This window comes from Pseudomonas sp. PDM04 (assembly GCF_014851765.1).
Taxonomy (GTDB): domain Bacteria; phylum Pseudomonadota; class Gammaproteobacteria; order Pseudomonadales; family Pseudomonadaceae; genus Aquipseudomonas.
In genome coordinates, this window is the sequence record NZ_JACVAI010000002.1 from 103,617 (window position 1) to 123,089 (window position 19,473).

At 55.8% G+C, this 19,473-nt stretch carries 15 protein-coding genes; 8 read left to right on the forward strand and 7 right to left on the reverse strand.

Annotation, left to right across the window (positions count from 1 at the left end; genetic code table 11):
• Positions 1–227: 227 nt before the first annotated feature.
• The gene (locus IB249_RS07270; RefSeq protein ID WP_192303063.1) at positions 228–1,508 is read right to left on the reverse strand and encodes a serine/threonine transporter; all 1,281 of its coding nucleotides are present in this window, start codon (positions 1,506–1,508) and stop codon (positions 228–230) included.
• A 266-nt stretch (positions 1,509–1,774) separates the two neighbouring features.
• Here IB249_RS07270 and IB249_RS07275 point away from each other — a divergent pair, with 266 nt between their 5' ends.
• From IB249_RS07275 to IB249_RS07305, 7 genes are all read left to right on the forward strand, one after another.
• Positions 1,775–2,158 (forward strand): tautomerase family protein, encoded by a 384-nt coding sequence (locus IB249_RS07275; RefSeq protein ID WP_192303065.1) that lies wholly within the window; start codon positions 1,775–1,777, stop codon positions 2,156–2,158.
• Between the two features lie 29 nt (positions 2,159–2,187).
• On the forward strand, positions 2,188–2,772 hold the full coding sequence (locus IB249_RS07280; RefSeq protein ID WP_192303067.1) for a TetR/AcrR family transcriptional regulator: 585 nt from the start codon (positions 2,188–2,190) through the stop codon (positions 2,770–2,772).
• 110 nt (positions 2,773–2,882) lie between these two features.
• Entirely contained in the window at positions 2,883–3,848 is a 966-nt protein-coding gene (locus tag IB249_RS07285) for a 2-hydroxyacid dehydrogenase (protein WP_192303069.1), read from the forward strand.
• Between the two features lie 144 nt (positions 3,849–3,992).
• The gene (locus IB249_RS07290) at positions 3,993–5,060 is read left to right on the forward strand and encodes a phosphotransferase family protein (protein WP_192303071.1); all 1,068 of its coding nucleotides are present in this window, start codon (positions 3,993–3,995) and stop codon (positions 5,058–5,060) included.
• 37 nt (positions 5,061–5,097) lie between these two features.
• A complete protein-coding gene (locus IB249_RS07295; protein WP_192303073.1) occupies positions 5,098–5,865 on the forward strand; it encodes an SDR family oxidoreductase in 768 nt (255 codons plus the stop codon).
• Between the two features lie 286 nt (positions 5,866–6,151).
• On the forward strand, positions 6,152–8,053 hold the full coding sequence (locus IB249_RS07300; protein ID WP_192303075.1) for a hypothetical protein: 1,902 nt from the start codon (positions 6,152–6,154) through the stop codon (positions 8,051–8,053).
• A gap of 435 nt (positions 8,054–8,488) precedes the next feature.
• Positions 8,489–9,085, forward strand: coding sequence for a hypothetical protein (locus tag IB249_RS07305; protein ID WP_192303077.1), 597 nt, complete (start codon positions 8,489–8,491; stop codon positions 9,083–9,085).
• A gap of 862 nt (positions 9,086–9,947) precedes the next feature.
• Here IB249_RS07305 and IB249_RS07310 read toward each other — a convergent pair.
• From IB249_RS07310 to IB249_RS07335, 6 genes are all read right to left on the reverse strand, one after another.
• Positions 9,948–12,209 carry a hypothetical protein gene (locus tag IB249_RS07310; protein ID WP_192303096.1) on the reverse strand — a complete coding sequence of 754 codons (2,262 nt, stop codon included), beginning with the start codon at positions 12,207–12,209 and terminating at the stop codon, positions 9,948–9,950.
• 172 nt (positions 12,210–12,381) lie between these two features.
• Positions 12,382–13,044: a hypothetical protein gene (locus IB249_RS07315; protein WP_192303098.1), complete on the reverse strand. Its 663-nt coding sequence runs from the start codon at positions 13,042–13,044 to the stop codon at positions 12,382–12,384.
• Positions 13,045–13,110: 66 nt separating this feature from the next.
• On the reverse strand, positions 13,111–13,809 hold the full coding sequence (locus IB249_RS07320) for a hypothetical protein (RefSeq protein WP_192303100.1): 699 nt from the start codon (positions 13,807–13,809) through the stop codon (positions 13,111–13,113).
• Between the two features lie 536 nt (positions 13,810–14,345).
• Positions 14,346–15,014: a hypothetical protein gene (locus IB249_RS07325; protein WP_192303102.1), complete on the reverse strand. Its 669-nt coding sequence runs from the start codon at positions 15,012–15,014 to the stop codon at positions 14,346–14,348.
• 759 nt (positions 15,015–15,773) lie between these two features.
• Positions 15,774–16,025, reverse strand: a complete 252-nt coding sequence (locus IB249_RS07330) for a DUF1652 domain-containing protein (protein WP_192304813.1) — start codon at positions 16,023–16,025, stop codon at positions 15,774–15,776.
• A gap of 172 nt (positions 16,026–16,197) precedes the next feature.
• Positions 16,198–17,694, reverse strand: coding sequence for a helix-turn-helix transcriptional regulator (locus IB249_RS07335; protein WP_192303104.1), 1,497 nt, complete (start codon positions 17,692–17,694; stop codon positions 16,198–16,200).
• Between the two features lie 268 nt (positions 17,695–17,962).
• Here IB249_RS07335 and IB249_RS07340 point away from each other — a divergent pair, with 268 nt between their 5' ends.
• On the forward strand, positions 17,963–19,264 hold the full coding sequence (locus IB249_RS07340) for an OprD family porin (RefSeq protein WP_192303106.1): 1,302 nt from the start codon (positions 17,963–17,965) through the stop codon (positions 19,262–19,264).
• The last annotated feature ends 209 nt before the right edge of the window (positions 19,265–19,473 follow it).

Here is a 19,473-nt window from a genome sequence, read left to right on the forward strand (position 1 = left end):
CGTACGGCCCTTCGCTGACGCTCAGGGTTCCCTCGCTCCGGTCCTGCTCCGTGGGCCCGCCGCCATCGGCCATCCATGGCCGGCGGCGGCTAAACCGGCATCCATGCCGGTTTGCCCACTGCGCAGAACCTCCACTCGGCCTTCCGAGGGGGCAGATCAAGGTCAAAAGCCGGATCAAAATCAAGATCAAAAGCCGACGCGATCCTTGTGGGAGCGAGCCTGAGTTATCAAGCACTCAGCGAATAGACCAGCGCCGTGATCGCCACCAACCCTACCGCCACCACAAACACGTTCGACGCCTGGCCGCGATAACGCGCCATCGCCGGGACCTTGCGGATTGCGTACATCGGCATCAGGAACAGAATCGCCGCGATAACCGGCCCGCCGAGGGTTTCAATCATTCGCAGGATGCTCGGATTCCACGTCGCGACCAGCCAGCACACCACCAGCATGAAGGCGGCCGTCATGCGATCGAGCGTCTTTGGCGTCGGGCGCCTGCCGCTTTTGACGATCAAGCCTTTCAGACCTTCACTGGCCCCGATGTAGTGGCCCAGGAACGACTTGGAAATCGCCACGAACGCAATCAACGGCGCCGCGAACTCGATGGTCGGATTGTTGAAGTGGTTGGCCAGGTACGACAGGATCGACAGGTTCTGCGCCTTGGCTTCGGCCAGTTGGGCCGGTGACAGGGTCAGCACGCAACTGAAGACGAAGAACAGCACCATCACCACCATCAACAAGTGAGCGCGGGACAGGATCTGCGAGCTGCGCGCTTCGGCGTGCTCGCCGTAGCGACGCTTCTGGTCCACGGCGAAGGCCGAAATGATCGGCGAGTGGTTGAACGAGAACACCATCACCGGAATCGCCAGCCACAGCGTGTGCAGCAGCGCCGACGGCTCAGGCAGCGTCGAGGCGGTGCTGAGGATACCGCCGTTCCAGTGTGGAATCAGGAACACCGCCAGAAACAGCAACGCCACGATGAACGGATAAACCATCAGGCTCATGGCCTTGACGATCACCTGCTCGCCGCAACGCACCACCACCAGCAGGCCGAGGATCAGCACCAGCGACAGGATGGCGCGCGGTGGCGGCGCAATGTGCAGCTGATGTTCGAGGAAACTGCCGACCGTGTTGGTCAGGGCCACGCTGTAGATCAGCAGGATCGGAAAGATCGCGAAGAAGTAGAGCAAGGTGATCAGCGCCCCGGCCTTGATGCCGAAGTGCTCTTCCACCACTTGCGTGATGTCCGCGCCTTCCCGACCGGACAACACGAAGCGGGTCAGGCCACGGTGCGCATAAAACGTCATGGGGAACGCCAGCAGCGCGAGGATCAGCAACGGCCAGAAGCCGCCCAGGCCCGCGTTGATCGGCAAGAACAGGGTGCCGGCGCCAATGGCCGTGCCAAACAGGCCCAGCATCCAGGTGGTGTCATGACGATTCCAGCTTTCGAGGCTGACAGGGTTCGCCGCTACATAGCGTTCGCTGACGCTATTGGCCTGATCATTCATCCGGTGGGATCTCCGCATTCCGGTCGGTTGCTACCCGACCAGGACGAGTCGGAAAACCCGACAGGCAGCGCCCTGGCCGAAACAGGGGCGCGATTGTCCGGGATTAATCAACAGAAGCAAAGACTTAGGGGAGCAATGGTGTGGCGGATCAGACCAGATGTAGCGTTTTCTTCAATGTTTGCGGCATCGAATCACTCAATCCTGATTTTATAAAGTTTTCACATCATGTATTTTCACTGAAACCTGTATCCTTCCGGAGCTGCCTCATGCCACTGGTTCGCATCGATATCAAGAAACACCAGGACCCTTCCTTCGCCCAGCGCATCGGCAAGCTGGTCTACGCCGCCATGCACAGCGCCATTGGCGTACCGGAGAACGATAATTTCCAGATCCTCGCCGAACACGACGAGCAGCATTTCATCTTTGACCCGCAGTACCTGGGGATCAACCGCACCGACCAGTTGGTGGTGATCCAGATCACCCTCAGCGAAGGCCGTACCGTGGAACAGAAGAAGTTGCTCTACAAGACCATTGCCGACAGCCTTCACGGGCAGTTGGCGGTGCGCCTGGAGGACATTTTCATTAATCTGGTCGAAGTGAAAAAAGAGAACTGGTCATTCGGCAACGGCATTGCCCAGTACGCCCTCTGACCTCAACCCCTGATATCTGTGAGCCATCCATGCCCCGTGTTTCCCGCAAGCAAGCCGAACTCAACCGAGAAATCGTCGTCGAGGCCGCCACGCGGCTGTTCCGCGAACGGGGCCTGCATGGCATCAGTGTCGTTGATGTCATGGGGGCCGCAGGGCTGACCCATGGTGGCTTTTATGGCCATTTCGAGTCGAAAGAGGCCCTGGCCCGGGAAGCCTTTGGCCGCGCCTTCAAGGAGTCGGGCGAGCGCTGGAACGAACGGATGGCCGGCCACACGGATAAGACAGCCGCCCGCCAGGCCGTGATCGAGCCCTACCTTTCGGCTGCCAGTCGCGACAATCCGGGAGAGAGCTGTCCTGTCGCCGCTTTTGTCGGCGACATGTGTCACGAAGCGACCGACAGCGGCTTGCGCCAGACCTTCGTCAAAGGCATCGATTCGTTGCTCGAGACCTTTGTGCCCCTGATGGACAGCGGCGACCCCGAGCGTGATCGACAGCAGGCACTGGTGCAATATGCACTGATGGTCGGTGCGCTGACACTGGCCCGAGCCACCCGTGGCGACGACCTGTCCGATGAAATCCTGGCGGCGGCGAACAGCTTTTTGAAGGCGCCCTAACCACTCTCTCCCGTTCCGCTATGATCATCTGGCAGCGTGCGACATTTTCGCGTTGCCGATGCGCTGCCAGTCTGCAATCTCAAGGGATATTCGAGCCACAGGAGCCCAGCATGCCCGCAACCGTCCTGGTTTTGGTTGAAACCATCAATGACTACCTGCCGATTCTCGAGCATCAGGGCTTCCACCTGATTCTGGCCCCGACCCCGGCCGAACGCGCCGAAGCCATCGCCACCCACGGCGCGCGCATCGATGCGGTACTCACCCGTGGCCCACTGGGGCTGTATGCCGAAGAAATCGCCGCACTGGCGGCGCTGAAGATCATTTGCGTGATCGGAGCCGGTTACGAACACGTCGACCTGCAAGCCGCCGCTGATCGCGGCATCACGGTCACCAATGGCGCCGGGGTCAATGCCTCTTCGGTCGCCGACCACGCCATGGCGATGCTGCTGTCGCTGGTGCGGGACATTCCCCGTGCCGACGCCGCCGTACGCCGGGGCGAATGGCCGAAGATCATGCGCCCTTCCCTGGCCGGCAAGCGCATGGGCATCCTCGGCCTTGGCGCCGTCGGCATGGCCATCGCCAAACGCGCGGCCAATGGTTTCGACATGAGCATCAGCTACCACAACCGCCAGCACCGCAGCGACGTGCCCTACACCTTCTGCTCGACGCCGACCGAACTGGCACGGGCCTCGGATTTCCTGGTGGTGGCCACGCCCGGCGGCCTCGGCACCCGCAGCCTGATCAACAAATCGGTGCTGGATGCCCTGGGCCCCAACGGGTTTCTGGTCAATATCGCCCGGGCCAGCGTGGTGGCCACCGTCGACCTGATCAGCGCCCTGGAGCAACGGCGCATCGCCGGCGCAGCGCTGGATGTGTTCGACCATGAACCGCAGGTGTCCGACGCCCTCAAAGCGCTGAGCAACGTGGTGCTGACGCCGCATGTCGCCGGCCTGTCGCCCGAAGCGACCCAAGGCACCGTCGAATTGGTCGGGCGCAACCTGACGGCGTACTTTTCCGGCCATCCGGTACTGACTCCGATCCAACTGCCGGCGACCGAGCACAAGGCCTTCCTGTAGGACAATTCAAACAGGTGTATCAAAAGCAATGATTGCCCGGCAACACGCCTGCCTATAAGGGCCGATCGCGGTTGTGGGGATGGGGTGTGCGCATTAGATTAGCCACAGTCTCAGGCCTCCAGAATAAGCAGAACAGGGATACGCATGACGCTTACTGACAAGTCCACCCGCATCCGCACCGGCGAAGAACTCGATGCCAGCCTGATCGATCCGTACCTCAAGGCGCACATCCCGGGCCTCAGTGGCTTGCCGCAGATCAGCCAGTTTCCGGGCGGCGCGTCGAACCTGACCTACCTGCTGGAATACCCTGGCCAGGAGTTCGTCCTGCGCCGCCCGCCGTTCGGCCACAAGGCCAAGTCCGCCCATGACATGGGTCGTGAATTTCGCATCCTCAATCAACTGCGTGACGGTTTCCCCTACTGCCCCAAGGCCTACGTGCACTGCACGGATGAGTCGGTGATCGGCGCCGAGTTCTATGTGATGGAACGGGTCAAGGGGATCATCCTGCGCTCGGAACTGCCGCCGGAGCTGGGCCTGGATTCAACGAAGACCGAAGCCCTGTGCAAGAGCTTCATCGACCGCTTCGTCGAGCTGCACCAGGTCGACTACAACGCCTATGGCCTGGGTGACCTGGGCAAACCCGAGGGCTACGTGGCGCGGCAGATCAAGGGTTGGAGCGATCGCTACGAAAAGGCCCTGACACCCGATGCGCCGCACTGGGAAACCGTCAAGGCCTGGCTCAACGACAAGATGCCCGCCGACCATCCGACGTCAAGCATCGTGCACAACGACTACCGCTTCGACAACGTGATCCTCGACCCGAACAACCCGATGCAGATCATCGGCGTGCTCGATTGGGAACTCACGACCCTCGGTGACCCGCTGATGGACCTGGGCAACACCCTCGCCTACTGGATCGAAGCCAGCGACCCGGCACCGGTGCAAATGATGCGCCGCCAGCCAAGCCACGCACCGGGCATGCTGACCCGCCGCGAGTTCGTCGATTATTACGCCCAGCGCTCGGGCATCCAGATCGAAAATTTCGATTTCTACTACACCTACGGCCTGTTCCGCCTGGCCGGCATCGTGCAGCAGATCTACTACCGCTTCTTCCATGGCCAGACCCAGGACAAACGCTTCGCTTCGTTCATTCACGTGAACAAGGTACTGGAGCAGATGAGCTTGCAGGTCATCCAGAAATCCAGCCTCTGATCAGCCCCTACAATCAGGCCAACAATAAGGAACACCCATGTCCAAGACTCAGTTGTTCGACCTCGACGGCAAGATCGCTTTCGTTTCCGGCGCCAGCCGCGGCATCGGCGAGGCCATCGCCAAACTGCTGGCGCAGCAAGGGGCGCATGTGATCGTCTCCAGCCGTAAGCTCGAAGGCTGCCAGCACGTGGCCGACGCCATCATCGCCGCAGGCGGCAAGGCCACTGCCGTCGCCTGCCACATCGGCGAAATGGAACAGATCAGCCAAGTGTTCGCCGACATCCGCGAACAGTTCGGCCGCCTGGACATCCTGGTCAACAACGCCGCGACCAACCCGCAGTTCTGCAACGTGCTGGACACCGACCTCAGTGCCTTCCAGAAAACCGTCGACGTGAACATCCGGGGCTACTTCTTCATGTCGGTGGAAGCCGGCAAGCTGATGCGTGAAAACGGTGGCGGCAGCATCATCAACGTGGCGTCGATCAACGGTGTATCACCCGGGGTTTTCCAGGGCATCTATTCGGTGACCAAGGCCGCGGTGATCAACATGACCAAGGTCTTCGCCAAGGAATGCGCGCAGTTCGGCATTCGCTGCAATGCCCTGCTGCCGGGCCTGACGGACACCAAGTTCGCATCGGCGCTGGTGAAGAATGAAGCGATCCTGAACACCGCGCTGGCACAGATTCCGCTCAAGCGCGTGGCCGACCCGAGCGAAATGGCGGGGGCGGTGTTGTACCTGGCGAGCGATGCTTCCAGTTATACGACTGGGGTTTCGTTGAATGTGGATGGGGGGTTTTTGTCGTGATAGGCACTCGCTAGCCTTGAAAAAAATCGACTTGCCTTCGAAGCTGCTTTAGCGACCAACGAAGGCAAGTCGAAGCGTATTTACGCTGACCGCTTTTTTCCGCCCTCATCACCCTCTCCTTTAATTGCGTCCTGCCCACCCCCCATCGCTCTGAATTGGAATATTCGTCTTCTTTTTTATTTGAAACACGTCTAGATAACTGACATTTCTATCAGTATCACGAGCCGTTTTTTTTCTCGATAGTCGATTGGCCTGTTTGCCAATCCTCATCGATCGAGAATGCGCCATGATTGCGGATCACAAGACCCCAGAATCAGAACTTCCAATCCTTATTTGCTATGGTGCGGACCATACCTTATCCGTCAAGGGCGACCCGCAGAACCCTTGGTTCAATTACGGTGTCAGCATCAATCCGGCGTCGGGTGAAACCCTGCCTTTCCAGTCCTCCCCCGCACAAGGAGCGCTACAAACGCTTGTGGAGACAGGAACTGCATGGGCGCTCAAGTGCGCGGAGGATGGCGAAGAGCGAAACTTTGATTGTTGTATACATTCTGAATTCACCGCCACGCCTTATCGTATCCCGATGCGCGTAGGTCACTTTTCTCGAAAGTTCGGATATACGCAAACTATAATACCTGCATCAATGATTAACGAAACAGTCCACGCCAGCATTGAGGTGGTGTCGACCTATACGGGCAAACAACTTGAAAACGTAAAGGTCCAATGGAGTGTTGATGGACGTTTCAGCCACTTTGACAATACCCAAGCATCCGGCTTCAGCAGGTTTGCGTATGCTTTTCCGGATCCTGGCGGGCACACGATTCATGCCAGCATCAAAAACGAGATTGACGGCAGTCTTGTAACGCATGAATTTTCAGTTCAGATTTACGAAAGCAATCCCTGGGAACTGGTCAGCATCAAGGTCAACGGTACGCCACAGCCTTTCGACAAAGCAATTGTTCTGCCCTTTGACAGGCCGACCGAAATAATTATCGATGATGAGCACGAGATAACCAGGCAACTTCTCCTGGAACTTACTGATATCGAAGGAACACGCATTACGGTTGAACCAGCAGGATGGCAAGACCCGCTGAACAGGCAATTCAAATGGACGCTGACTCCGGAAACAGGAAAACGTGGCCGATTCAAATTTGCCCTTGCCAGTAAGGAAATTGAACTTCCTAGAGAGTTTGATGGGCGAGTTCTTTCAGATAATTTGAGCGCGGAAGTTGATGTAGAAATTAACGGAAAACGGACGGACCACGACAACAATATTTTCTTCCGCGATTTGCCCTACACCATAAAGTTAATCCCGAAAACTGCCACTGGTGCTGTGATAACTGATCTTCCCGTAACGCTCAACTACACGATCAAGAGCGGCCTCGCAAAGGGCGACTTAAGAAGCACCCCTGAATTCGATGAAGACAATAAAGACCAGCAGTGGTCGATGACAGGATCAAATAAAAGCGGCATTTTCGACTTGAGCATTGCCTGCTGGGGAGTCGCTAACCCACTTGTCCTCAGCGCCAATATGTTGATTTCGCAAAATATTGAAGATGAGGCCAAGGCAAGCCTGGACAATGATGACAGCGCATTCTTCCTGCGAGGAGACACCCGAACATTGACGCTGACTCCAAAACCGGGCAGCCCATTTGATAAGGTACCGGTGGCCTTGCGTTGGGTCAGCGGAACGAACATCACTTCGGCGGACCTCACCTGCAATCCGCAACTAGACGTTTATTCGACCACGAAAACCTGGGCCATCACACCTTCCAACCTCAAGAGCGGCACCATGATATTGGAGTTGATATTCGAACACTCGGCAATTGCTTACACGTTACCCACTTACACCATCATGTCGAAAAACCACTCCGATGAAGTTGATGTAAAACTGGATGGCAATCCAGTCGGTGTCGGGACCGTATTCACCGCTGGAAAATTACACAATTTGACAGTTACGGCAAAGCCCCATAGCCCATACGCTTATATGCCGGTGAGTTTGATATGGGGATCGAGTTCCACTTTGACAGCGGCGGACTTCACGTGTGCCCCATCATTTGGTGCTCCCGGCATGCAATTTAAATGGGGTATTACGGGCAACACAAACAAGCAGGGTCAGTTCAGCCTGGAGTTAAAGTGGGTTCAGTTAACTGGCACCATGAGCCTTGGCGGTTTAGTGCTGCGCTAAATCTGGACAGAAGTCATTGCACAAAAATCAACTGATCTGTGAGGTGTGTGATGGAAGAGCGAAAAACAACCGAATCTGATGGAGAGATATCGGGGGTGTCCGCGTTTTATATATCGGATGCAAAACTTGAGGCGGTAGAGGGTGGCCACTTCAGAGTCAGGTTCCGGGTATTGAATAAAGCAACGAACCTGCCCGGCAAGCTATATGAGTCACAGTTTGCGCTCGCGTTCGATGGTTGGAACTATTGCGAGACGGGAGAGCCTAGAACAGATGGATGGCACGAAGGCACTTATACGCCAAGCAAACCCGGGCCGACGTGGGTAAAAATAAGTACGCAAACCACTTGCCCGATAACAGACCCCGATCATATAAGGCTTGTTTACCCATAACACAACATCGATATAGATTCTCTTGTACTAGATGAGGAACCACATAATGGACAGTCAAAGCATCGCACCAATCGTAATAACGTTCCCCAGGGAACATGGCACAGTTGAAGCGGATAACCCCATGCGCGGAACGGCGCATCCCAACGGGGAGGTATTTATAGGAAACGTCCCTTCTACAGGAGTTAAACAAGCCGCGAAAGTGGACGCCAATGGTAACTGGGAAAAAGTATTCCCTGGGACAGGTCCACAAAAAGTCTCATTCGAACAAGTCGTTAATGGTCAGACCCATGCGCGCCCGGGTGATTTCAGCTTTAATGTTGCTGGCGCTCCGCCCATTGCACCCAAGTTTCTGCAACCTACACCTGACGCTAAACTGGGCCCCAAGGGTGCATTCATGATCGAGATTCCGTTATACACGGAGAGTGATGAGTCGGCACTGGAGATAAGTTACGCAGGTGGCTCAGTAATCATTTCACAAAATATGGGACCAGACCCGGCCTCGAACATGAGCCGCCGATATCTTATGCTGGATAAACCGCTTGATGTCGGATACTACTCCGTCAGGGCGAGGTATAAATCCAATGGAGTCTGGTCCAGATACACGGCTGAAACGAACTTCAGTGTGGGCATGCCCACCGGTTGATTGATGCTGGCGAATGACCAAGGGCAAGATCCAGGCGCTTTGAGTCTAGAAGTAAGTCGGGATCAAGCCATAACACCCGACCCGCCTTCGATCGCTCAGCTCAGGGGCTACCGAAGACGGGTCGAGCGCTTACCATATATTCGACTGTCCGCTTCTCGGGCCTTCGATAAGGCGCCAAGCGAGATTCGCAGAGTTACAACCGGTCCGTGAAACGTTTTTTGAGTTCCAACTGATAACCACATCGCCCTGCGTCGAAATTCACAAGGCAATCCTAGTTCGTGATGGTGAGAAACCAGAGTGAAAAAGACCTACCCAAAGCCGACCGCATCAGCCAGGTCTGTGAGTAAGCTGCAGGACAATTCGCGAGCGGCGTGCCTTTACCCGCAAAGCTCAACTCAAAAGTGCCGCTCCTGGTCGATCCCACTTATAAACAAGTCCTTGCAGACCGGAAGCGTTATGCCTTGCGTCCCAGGGGCGAGCCTTTCAATTCCAGACTGAACGTACCGCTGTTGGCGTGGGACTTTACCGACCCGCTGTGTGTGGCAGTTTCACCGGCTGGGGTAACCGACAGATTGGGGGCTATCGGCGCGAGGTTTGAAAATAAGAACATGGCATTGATCACCGTCGGCTCCGTGGCAGATATACATGGGCGCGGACGTTTTTTTCGTGAGCAGTTTCGGCGGCCGTGACAGATCTCATTATCAGGACGTAGAAAAGGTAACGACAACCTAACGATTACGCCTAGAAGACACGGAAAAGCTATCAGTTATGACACCGTATTAGAACGAATGGAGATTAGTCATATATCGAAAGCATTTTAGTGTTCATCAGCCGACCATGGACCAGCACGTATCCATCCCCATCAATGGTCCGTAACATCGAAAAAAAGCTCATCATAAACACCTGGAAACTGTTCAATGGACAGCACAATGGAGAACTTACCCAAACGAGCATCGTCAGACACCGATATACTCCAATTTGCCACTGCTGCCTGTTCCATCCCCAAATACTGTGAATTTATCGGCAACACAACGACGCGAGCGGGTAAATCTCGTGCTTTCAGTAACAGAGACTTTCGGTCCGCCTCGGAAACCGCTGCGTGAAACTGTAGAGGATAGCCTTTGTTTCTTCCGTTCAGTTGGTGTGTGATATCCCACCCCGGCAACTCCGTATAACTGAGTCGACACTTCACCAAGTCCCTTACTCTTAATGAACTGACGGTACAGAGAGGTAAGGTCAAGGGTGTAGCGACACCTTTGCCTACTAAACTCAACTGAAAGGTTCCAGCCCCCTGTGCAGAAACATCCCAACGGTAGGTATCCACTTCAATATCGAAATTCGGCTGACTCTCGACGATCACGTCCGGTCCGCTTTGGTTATCGCACTGGAGCTTGACTGGAACACCGTTCATTGGACTGCCCGCCTTGGGCGCCAATGTCAGCGTCCTGGCATCTCCCGAACGGAAGAAAATGCCGCCCTCGGGTAGCGCAAGACCATCAATTTCGATGTCGACCTCGTCCTCCAGATTGGTGGACAGCACCTTACTCACAGGCAGTACCAGGTCCCGGGTAATCTCCGGCCCCGTCAACTCCAGCCTGAACGTCCCACTCCTGTTGGCCGCTTCGACTGTCCACGAATGCGGGTCAGTCGATAAGGCGGCAACGCGCAGATCGCCGGGTTGCAAACCGGTCAATGGCACGGCTTTCAGTTCCAGCGGGTAACCGGGCAAAGGGCTGTGTTGCTGGTAGGTCAACGTGATGGTTTTGAGTGTTCCCCGCAGGTACACCGCGTCGACGGGGTAAGGCACACCATCCAGCAAGACCGACGCGACTTCGGCGTCCAGGTAGTGCGACATCACCTTGCAGACCGGTAGCGTAATGCCTTGCGTCCCTGGCGGGCCTTTCAACTCCAGTTGAAACGTACCACTGTCGGTGTGGGACTTTACCGCCCAGCTATGCGTGACCGATGGATCCGCCGGAGTCACCGACAGATTGGCCGGTTGCACGCCGGTGAGTGGTGTTCCAACCAACTGCAATGGGAAGCCTTGCAAAGGACTGCCGGCCTTGTACGTCAAGGTGACCGTTTGGGCTTCATTACGGAAAAACTGAATTTGAGCGGGGGGCGAAGCGACGCCGTTGACCAGAATTTTGTCCACTTCATCCGCAAGGTTGGCCGACATCACCGAGCTTCGAAGCTCCCACGGCAGTTCGACTTCATGACTGTAAAAAACCAGGGTGGCCAAACCGCTCAAGTTACCCGTCGACGTGACCCGCCAGCTGAATTTTCCGGCCACCGGGTCAACCGGCGTATCAAAACCCGGAGCGGCCTGGAGCGTCAGGCCGCCAGCGTCAGCCAGGCTGAGCACCAATTGCCGGGCGATCTCCGGAGGCGCTTCAACCGTGATCTCATTCGCCTGCCCACGAATCAATGCCAGGGGCAGACCGAATTCAACTTCTGCGCCATTGACGGTGAGTGTGGCCTGTTCCCACGGGCTGCTGGAGTATCCCATGAATGAAAATTCCTCGGTGATGGATTTGCCGGTATTGGGGCTGAATACACTCGCTGTAATCGTCTGTTTGCCCTCATTCGCCACGGTGTAAGTGAAATCACTGACACCCGATGACGACGTGGGGACGGTGAGGCTCTGGTCGCCGATCGTCCAGACAACATCAATGCCTTCCATGAGTTCGCGGGTATAAAACGACACAAGCGTTATACTCGCCGTCACCGTTTGGCCAATGATGGGTGCCGCAATGGGCGGACGCCTACTATCAAAGTCGTATCGGTAATGCCCCAGTTTCAGCGCGATACTGAAAGGCTGAGCAGTGAACTCACTGTGCAATCGCAACTCCATATCACGATCACCACCCAGCGCCGGACAGTGAACGTTTAGAATCGCACCGGTCTGGGCGAAATCCTGGAATTCACCACGTTTAGGTTCGATTTCAATCAAGGACGAGGGATCGCCAAGTAATTCATACCAGCAGACTTGGTGATTTGCCCATGGGTTGTCAGCCCGGGGCTTGATATTCAAAACATGACTTTTGTCGCCTTCAGCGCCATGGCAGAGGTAAACGGGCTCGAGGGCAGTCGATTCGGTTTCGATTTCGATTTTGAGTGTCATGACGATTCTCTATATCGGGATCAAGAGAAAGAGCGAACACCCCGACTATCGACAAAAAACAGCCTCGGCATAACTGTCAAACCTGACAGTTCGCCTAGAACGAATTGCGATAATGATCCGGCGACGGAATCGTGAATATCAGCGTTTGGGCTTTCACCACTTAAGCAAGCATTCAAGTCGACGACCGCACATCCACCAACACCTCTACCGACAGTTCCCTGTCCGGCAGTGTCGCCACCGCACGAATGGTGCGGACGCCGGTGGTCTTGTAAACAATCGGCACCATTGAGGCTTTTCCCTTGGGGCCGGTTTCCACTTGTTGAGTGTCATGCTCCGGCACATGAAACGTTACGGGCACACCCTCCAAAGGGAGGCCTTTTGAGGTCATCATTACACCGGAGGCGTAAATCACATTGATGTGGGCGGGAACGACAGTCGGGGGATAAGGCAGGTAACGGTCAATCAAATCGATGAAGCGCAGATTGACGTCCGAGACTTCGCACAACAGCGTCAAGGGCTCGGCCATGTCCGGCGTGTATACAACCAGAATGGCGGGTGTATTGTCGGATCCTGTCGGCGTTACTTTCCAGGTACAGGCGCCTTCCACCAATACAACACGCTCATCGAAAGGCGGATTGGCAGTGAAACGCTGACCGCCGCTATCGGCGAGGCCAAGGCGCAGTTCCTTTACTTCGTCCGATGTTGCCTGCACTTTGATCTGGTTCTCCTGCTCATTGAGCAGAACAACTTTTTCGCCCGCTTGGATCTCCTTGCCATTGACGACAACGTTGGCCCAAGTAGCCTGCGCGAGATCCGCTGTGTTTTTATTGCTCATGATAAGACTCCAGCTATCGACAACAATGGGGTGAATCGCCACCGGGTCAGTTTCAGAGGGGTGGAATCACAGCACCTCAACCAAGAGTTTTATTTCTTTCTCTGCGCCAGGCAGTTCGACCACCGCCCTGACTTCAAATACGTCCCCGACGGGATAATCGTTATTCTGAACCCATAAATTGACTCGACCGCTGGCATTAGTTCTATAGGCAAAGTCACTCATGTCCGGGTGGAAAAATTTACCGGGCACATTGGCTAACGGTTCACCCTGTGCATTGGTGAGAATTACCGCAACTCTCTCCACCGGAGTGCTTGCAGGCAGTTGATATTTATCTGGCGGAACGGGCAAGGGCGCCCCGCTGCTGTCGATAAAGGTGAATATCTCCGAGGAGGCTGAAACGACTTCGATGGTCACCTCTAACGGAAGCACGACATCCGGACTGAAGAAAACCAGTGTGGCGCTGCCTGTCTGGCCAGCGCCTGGCGTCAGGGTGCAACAGAACATCCCGCCCACAACGGGGAACAGTTCTCCAAACGGTGGGTCAGCACTCAGCTGCATGCCGCCGGCGTCGACCAGAACAGCGCGTAGTTGCGCAATGTGCGTGGCTTTAACGGTGATTACACTTTCCATACCGCCAGGGAGTACAAAAGGGCTCCCGGAAGGAATGACCTTTCCGTTCACTCGAAACTCGGCGTCCTCCCATGAAGTTGTCGATGGGGGATTCGCCGTTGAGAAAGCTGATCCATAATCAATGCTGCTGGCCATGATAAGTTCTCGACAATTATGACTTGATTGATAAGCATAAACTTACAGACATCAACTTCCCGGCTCATGCCGGTTACGACAGCCAATCGCTTGTACTTCGGACTGGTCTCACCCACCCGCTCTATCCGGACGCGTCGCTACTGCGTTCACCTTAAAAATATGACTGTGGCATTGATCGTCTTTGGCCCCGTAGCAGAGATACACAGGTCCGAGGGCGGTTGAAGCGGTGTCGATTTTTAGGGCCATGACCAATTCTCGATAAGCGGTGTCATAAGAAAAGCGGCAACCTGACTATCAAGAAAAAACACGAACTGCATAACTGTCAGCTTTGACAGTTCGGATAGATTAAATTGCGATAATGTTGGTGGATAACCTTCAAAGTGAGCATCGACTCAGCCCGCCCATCGGTCTTCGACGGCCTCTGAGAGCGCAGTCGAACACCGATCGACGCTTGTAACTCAGGTGATGCAGGTGTTCTTGAGGCGCCTCCGTGGGTGCAAAATGCCGCGCGACAATACCTTTCATGTTTTGAAAGGCTAAGGCCATGGCCACTCTCTTACGTTGAGCAACAACTTACCCGACACATCCCCTCCCGGCAGGTGCGCAATACCTTCGAATGTACGCAAGCCCACTGTGTCATAGGTGAACGCATTGACCATCACTACTCCTCCAGTGCCCGTCGTGTGTTTAAAATCCTCCTTCTCCGGCCGATACAGTGTGACAGGCACTCCCGACACGCCGGTACCATCTGCATACCTGAGTTTCATATGCACGCCCGACCAACCATTGAGACGGATATCAACGACAGCGGGGGGCAAAGGCGCCTCACCCCCTGTGGATTCGTACCAGAACCTGAGAACGGGCTTTTCCTTCGCGACTTGACACGGCACCTCCATTGGCGTGTCGACTTCCCGGCTGTAAATAATCAGCGTAATGGCACCACTGTAACCGGCATCAAACGAGACCTGGACCGTAAACTTGCCATCCGTTCGCTGGACATCCGTCCCCCAATCCGGAGACGCCTCAGGCTGAGGGTTCCCACCATTGGCGTGCCCGAAACGCAACGTCTGCGCGATGTTTTCCGGCAACTGGACTTCTATTTTGTTTATTTGACCGGTATTTAATTCGCCGGTCGTACCAGGCTGCCACTCTTCTCCATTGAAGAGTACGGTTGCCTGTTCCCATGGATTGGTTGAGTTAACCATGACCACTCGCTCCTGAGCCAATATTCAACGATCGTAATATGCTGACAACACGGTCCATCTTCCATTTTTTGATAGATGGCACCTCTTTATTTACTCTTAAAGGCTAATTGAATTTTAAATAGCCCTCTCCGAACCTTGATGTGGTTACGCGTAATCCGCTGACCGTTAAACTATCGAGGTAAAGCCCGCGCTGCGGAACTGTCAGATTTGACAGTTCGATTAGAACGAATAGAGATAACGCACTTGGTTGTTTGAGCGATTTGGGCCGGGCTGCAATCAAATACTGAAAATCATTCGTTGCGCCCAATGAAAGAAGGCAGGCTGAGGATTATGCTCAGCCTGCCTTTTTCGGTTATCCACTCTACTGCAACCCAACAGGTCAGGCGGAGGGCGCTATTGAGTAATGCAACGAGTCGTGGTGGTGACTCGGGTCACCTGTCCGTCCTCCCCCCGCACATCACCGAGCACATCAGTTTTGTCCATGTCCTGGCAGGTGCGCTCAGGAGGTGGCGGTGGCGTAACGGTCGGGGGTGGCGGCGGACTGGCGCAACCGGCAAGTATCGCCGTACAGAAGGCCAGCGACAGGGGTGTACAAACGCGTTTCCCAGGATTTTTCATAGGTTGACCCGCGATAAGTGATCGACACCCTTTTGTGACAACAGGACGGGCGTGCTAAATCCATGCTGCAGTCATAAAAAGTGTTCGTGATGTCGATGACTGTGCAATCACGGGCCGTATGCCGCATCAGGCTGGCATTTGTTACATCGTAGGGTTGGGATAATGCAAAGTGTTGCTCTGTAATTCGTAACGCAGCTCTTCGATCAGTGTCTCCACCGATTCTGCCGATTGCAGCCTCGCGATATTCAAGCCACTGACGACCAGATCAACCTGCCCCGAGACGGGGTGGTAAAGCTTGACGGTCAATGAATGGTCTCCTGAAATCGTGCATTCGCACGCCAGAGGCGAAAAGCTTCTCTCTATCTGCAGCCGCAAGTGTGCCAATGAGATCATTGCCGGAGCGCCAACAGGTGAGATTCGACTCGATTCATGAACAAGTTCCTTTAACGATTCCGAAGAGAACATACAGGCCGCCCGCAGACACCTCCCGCACTCCATCAGCCTAAGAACCGAAAGACCCGCTCAACACATGAATTTGCACCACGCGTGTTAGTGCATTTGCACCTTACGGCTGCCCCTTGCTCCGCCACTCCCCCGAAAACAACCCGCGCTCACGCGCCCAGACAATCGCCTCACTGCGGCTATGAACATCCAGCTTGGAATACACCGTCGCCACATGATTGCGCACCGTATTGGGCGCCAGTTTCAGCCGTGCCGCGATCTCCTTGTCGGCAAGACCTTCACAGATCAGACCGAGTACATCGCGCTCTCGGGCGGTCAGGTCGGTAAATGACACGCTGAGCAACTTTGGCGAATTGACGCTTTTCACATTCGCCAGTTTTTCGATCAGTGTGCGGCTGAACCAGGAGGCATCCTTCATCACCTCTTCGATGGCGGCCACCAACTCCAGCTCGGTGCGTTTGCGCTCGGTGATGTTCATCAACACCAACAGGTAACAGAGTTTGTCCTGGATGTTCACGGTGTCGGCAGAAATGGCGCAATCGATCAATTGGGCATTTTTACACCGAGCACTGACATCGATGCGATCGAGGCTGCCGGTTTTTTCCAGCGCCGCGAACAGTCGCGAGCGGGTTCCCGCGTCATGGATGAAGTCGATGTCGGCAATGGTCTTGCCCAGTACTTCATCGCTTGGGTAAGCAAAGGTATCGAGGAATGCTTCGTTGACGTCCTGCACCACGTGATCGTCTGCGCCGCACACCAGGATAGGCACCGGGCTCAGGCGAAAAGCCTTGGCGAAGCGTTCTTCGCTTTGGCGCAACGCGACTTCGACCTTGTGGCGCGGCTCCATGTCCACGAAAGAAAACAGCATGCAGGCTTCATCGTTGAGCTCCAGTGGCTGTCCGGCAACGATCACCTGCTTGGTACCGCCATCGACGACCTTCAGCTCGGCCTGCATCTGCGGAATGGTGGTGCGCTCGCGTAAACGCTGAATGGCCAACTCTTTCTTTTCAGCGCCCTCGAGAACGTCCAGCTCATAGGTCGAAGCCCCGATCACCTGATCTCGGGAGTAACCGGTCATTTCCAGGAAACCGGGGTTGACCTTGATGAAGCGCAAATCACTGAGACGACAGATCACCGCTGGCGCCGGGTTGGCGTTGAAGGTCTTTTCGAAGCGCTGCTCGGCGCTGGCCCATTCGCTGACATCATCCATGATCAGCACCAGCGATTCGGGTTCGCCGTCGCGGTCCGTCAGCACCATGCTGCGCACGTTATGGACCCAGGAGCGTTCGTCATCATCGACAGACGAGACCTCGACCAGCACGTCGCTGAAGGTCTCACCCCGCGCTACGCGGTTGATCGGGTAGGTATCGGCCGGAAGCGAATGATTATTGCGATAGCGCAGATTGAAGCGCCGGGCATATTCACCTGCACTGGTGCCCAGGTCGCTGATCCGGTTGACGCCATGCATCGTCAGTGCGGCGTCATTGGCCCAGAGGATGGTCTGGTCGAGTTCGAGCAAAATCACGCCGTCGGAAAGTCCGGCGATAATCTGCTGCAACTGGCGGCGATTGGTTTCGGTGGTCAGGACGTCCTGGCTCATTGGATCTCCACTATTCGGATCGCGCGATGGTGCGGCACTTCGTGAAGTTACGACCGCAGCCGTTTGCGATAGTGCAGCGCTTTTACGGGGGCAGGTGCACCTGGATGAACTCATTCGCCAGGGGGCTCGCCCCCCACCGTGATGCTCAATGAGGTCATCGTATAACTTCTGATTGACAACCTTTGAAACCCTCGCAAATAATCGCCCCACTGTTGTACGACGACGTATGACAAAAAATAAAAACAACAAAAAACAAGGGAGCTTCACTGTGAGCAATCTCGCCCGCAATTCCTCGGTCTGTACCCCTCGCCCGACCTTCGTCCGCCGTCAAACCCTGAGCCTGATCGGTTGCAGCGGCCTGGCTGTACTCGCCATGCCCATGACCAGCAGCGCCGAAGGTTTCGTCGATGATGCCAAGGCGACCCTGAATCTGCGCAATGCCTACTTCAACCGCAATTACACCAACCCGGCGTACCCTCAGGGCAAGGCTGAGGAATGGACGCAAAACTTCATCCTCGACGCCAGGTCCGGCTTCACCCCGGGCCCGGTCGGTTTCGGCGTGGATGTGCTCGGCCAGTTTTCGCAGAAGCTCGACGGCGGCAAAGGTACCGGGGGAACCCAACTGCTGCCGATCCACGACGACGGCCGCCCGGCAGACAACTTCGGGCGCCTGGGCGTGGCGCTCAAAGGCAAGGTGTCGAAAACCGAACTGAAAGTCGGCGAGTGGATGCCCGTGCTGCCGATCCTGCGCTCCGACGACGGCCGTTCGCTGCCGCAGACCTTCCGTGGCGGCCAGGTGACGTCCACCGAGATCAGCGGCCTGACGCTGTACGGGGGGCAATTCCGGCAGAACAGCCCACGTAACGATGCGAGCATGGAAGACATGTTCATGAACGGCAAATCGGCGTCGTTCAGCTCCGACCGTTTCAACTTCGGTGGCGGCGAGTATGCGTTCAATGACAAACGCACCCAGGTTGGCGTCTGGTACGCCGAACTGAAGGACATCTACCAGCAGCAATATTTCAACCTGAGCCACAGCCAGCCGATCGGCGACTGGACCCTGGGCGCCAACCTCGGTTACTTCATCGGCAAGGAAGACGGCAGTGCCCTGGCCGGCGACCTGGACAACAAGACCGCGTTCGCCCTGCTGTCGGCCAAGTACGGTGGCAACACCTTCTACGTCGGCCTGCAGAAACTCAGCGGCGACGACGTCTGGATGCGCGTCAACGGCACCAGTGGCGGCACCCTGGCCAACGACAGTTACAACTCCAGTTACGACAATGCCAAGGAAAAATCCTGGCAGGTGCGCCATGACTACAACTTCGTCGCCCTGGGCGTTCCTGGCCTGACATTGATGAACCGCTACATCAGCGGCGATAACGTGCACACCGGGACGATTACCGATGGCAAGGAATGGGGCCGCGAATCGGAACTGGCCTACACCGTGCAGAGCGGTCCGCTGAAAAACCTCAACGTCAAATGGCGCAACGCGAGTATTCGCAAGAGCTTCAACACCAACGAATTCGATGAGAACCGGATTTTCATCAGCTATCCGATTTCGTTGTTGTAAACACCGTACTGACCCAACTCGTATCACCGTGGGAGCGAGCCTGCTCGCGATGGGTTCAGGAGCGCGTACATCAGCCTGCCTGCGTCATGGTTGACGATCATCGCGAACAGGCTCGCTCCCACAGATTCCAGTCGTCCAATTTTCACCAAAGTCGCGTTGACAAGAGCCAAAAACCCTTACGATACTTCCGCAGCGTCGTACGACAACCT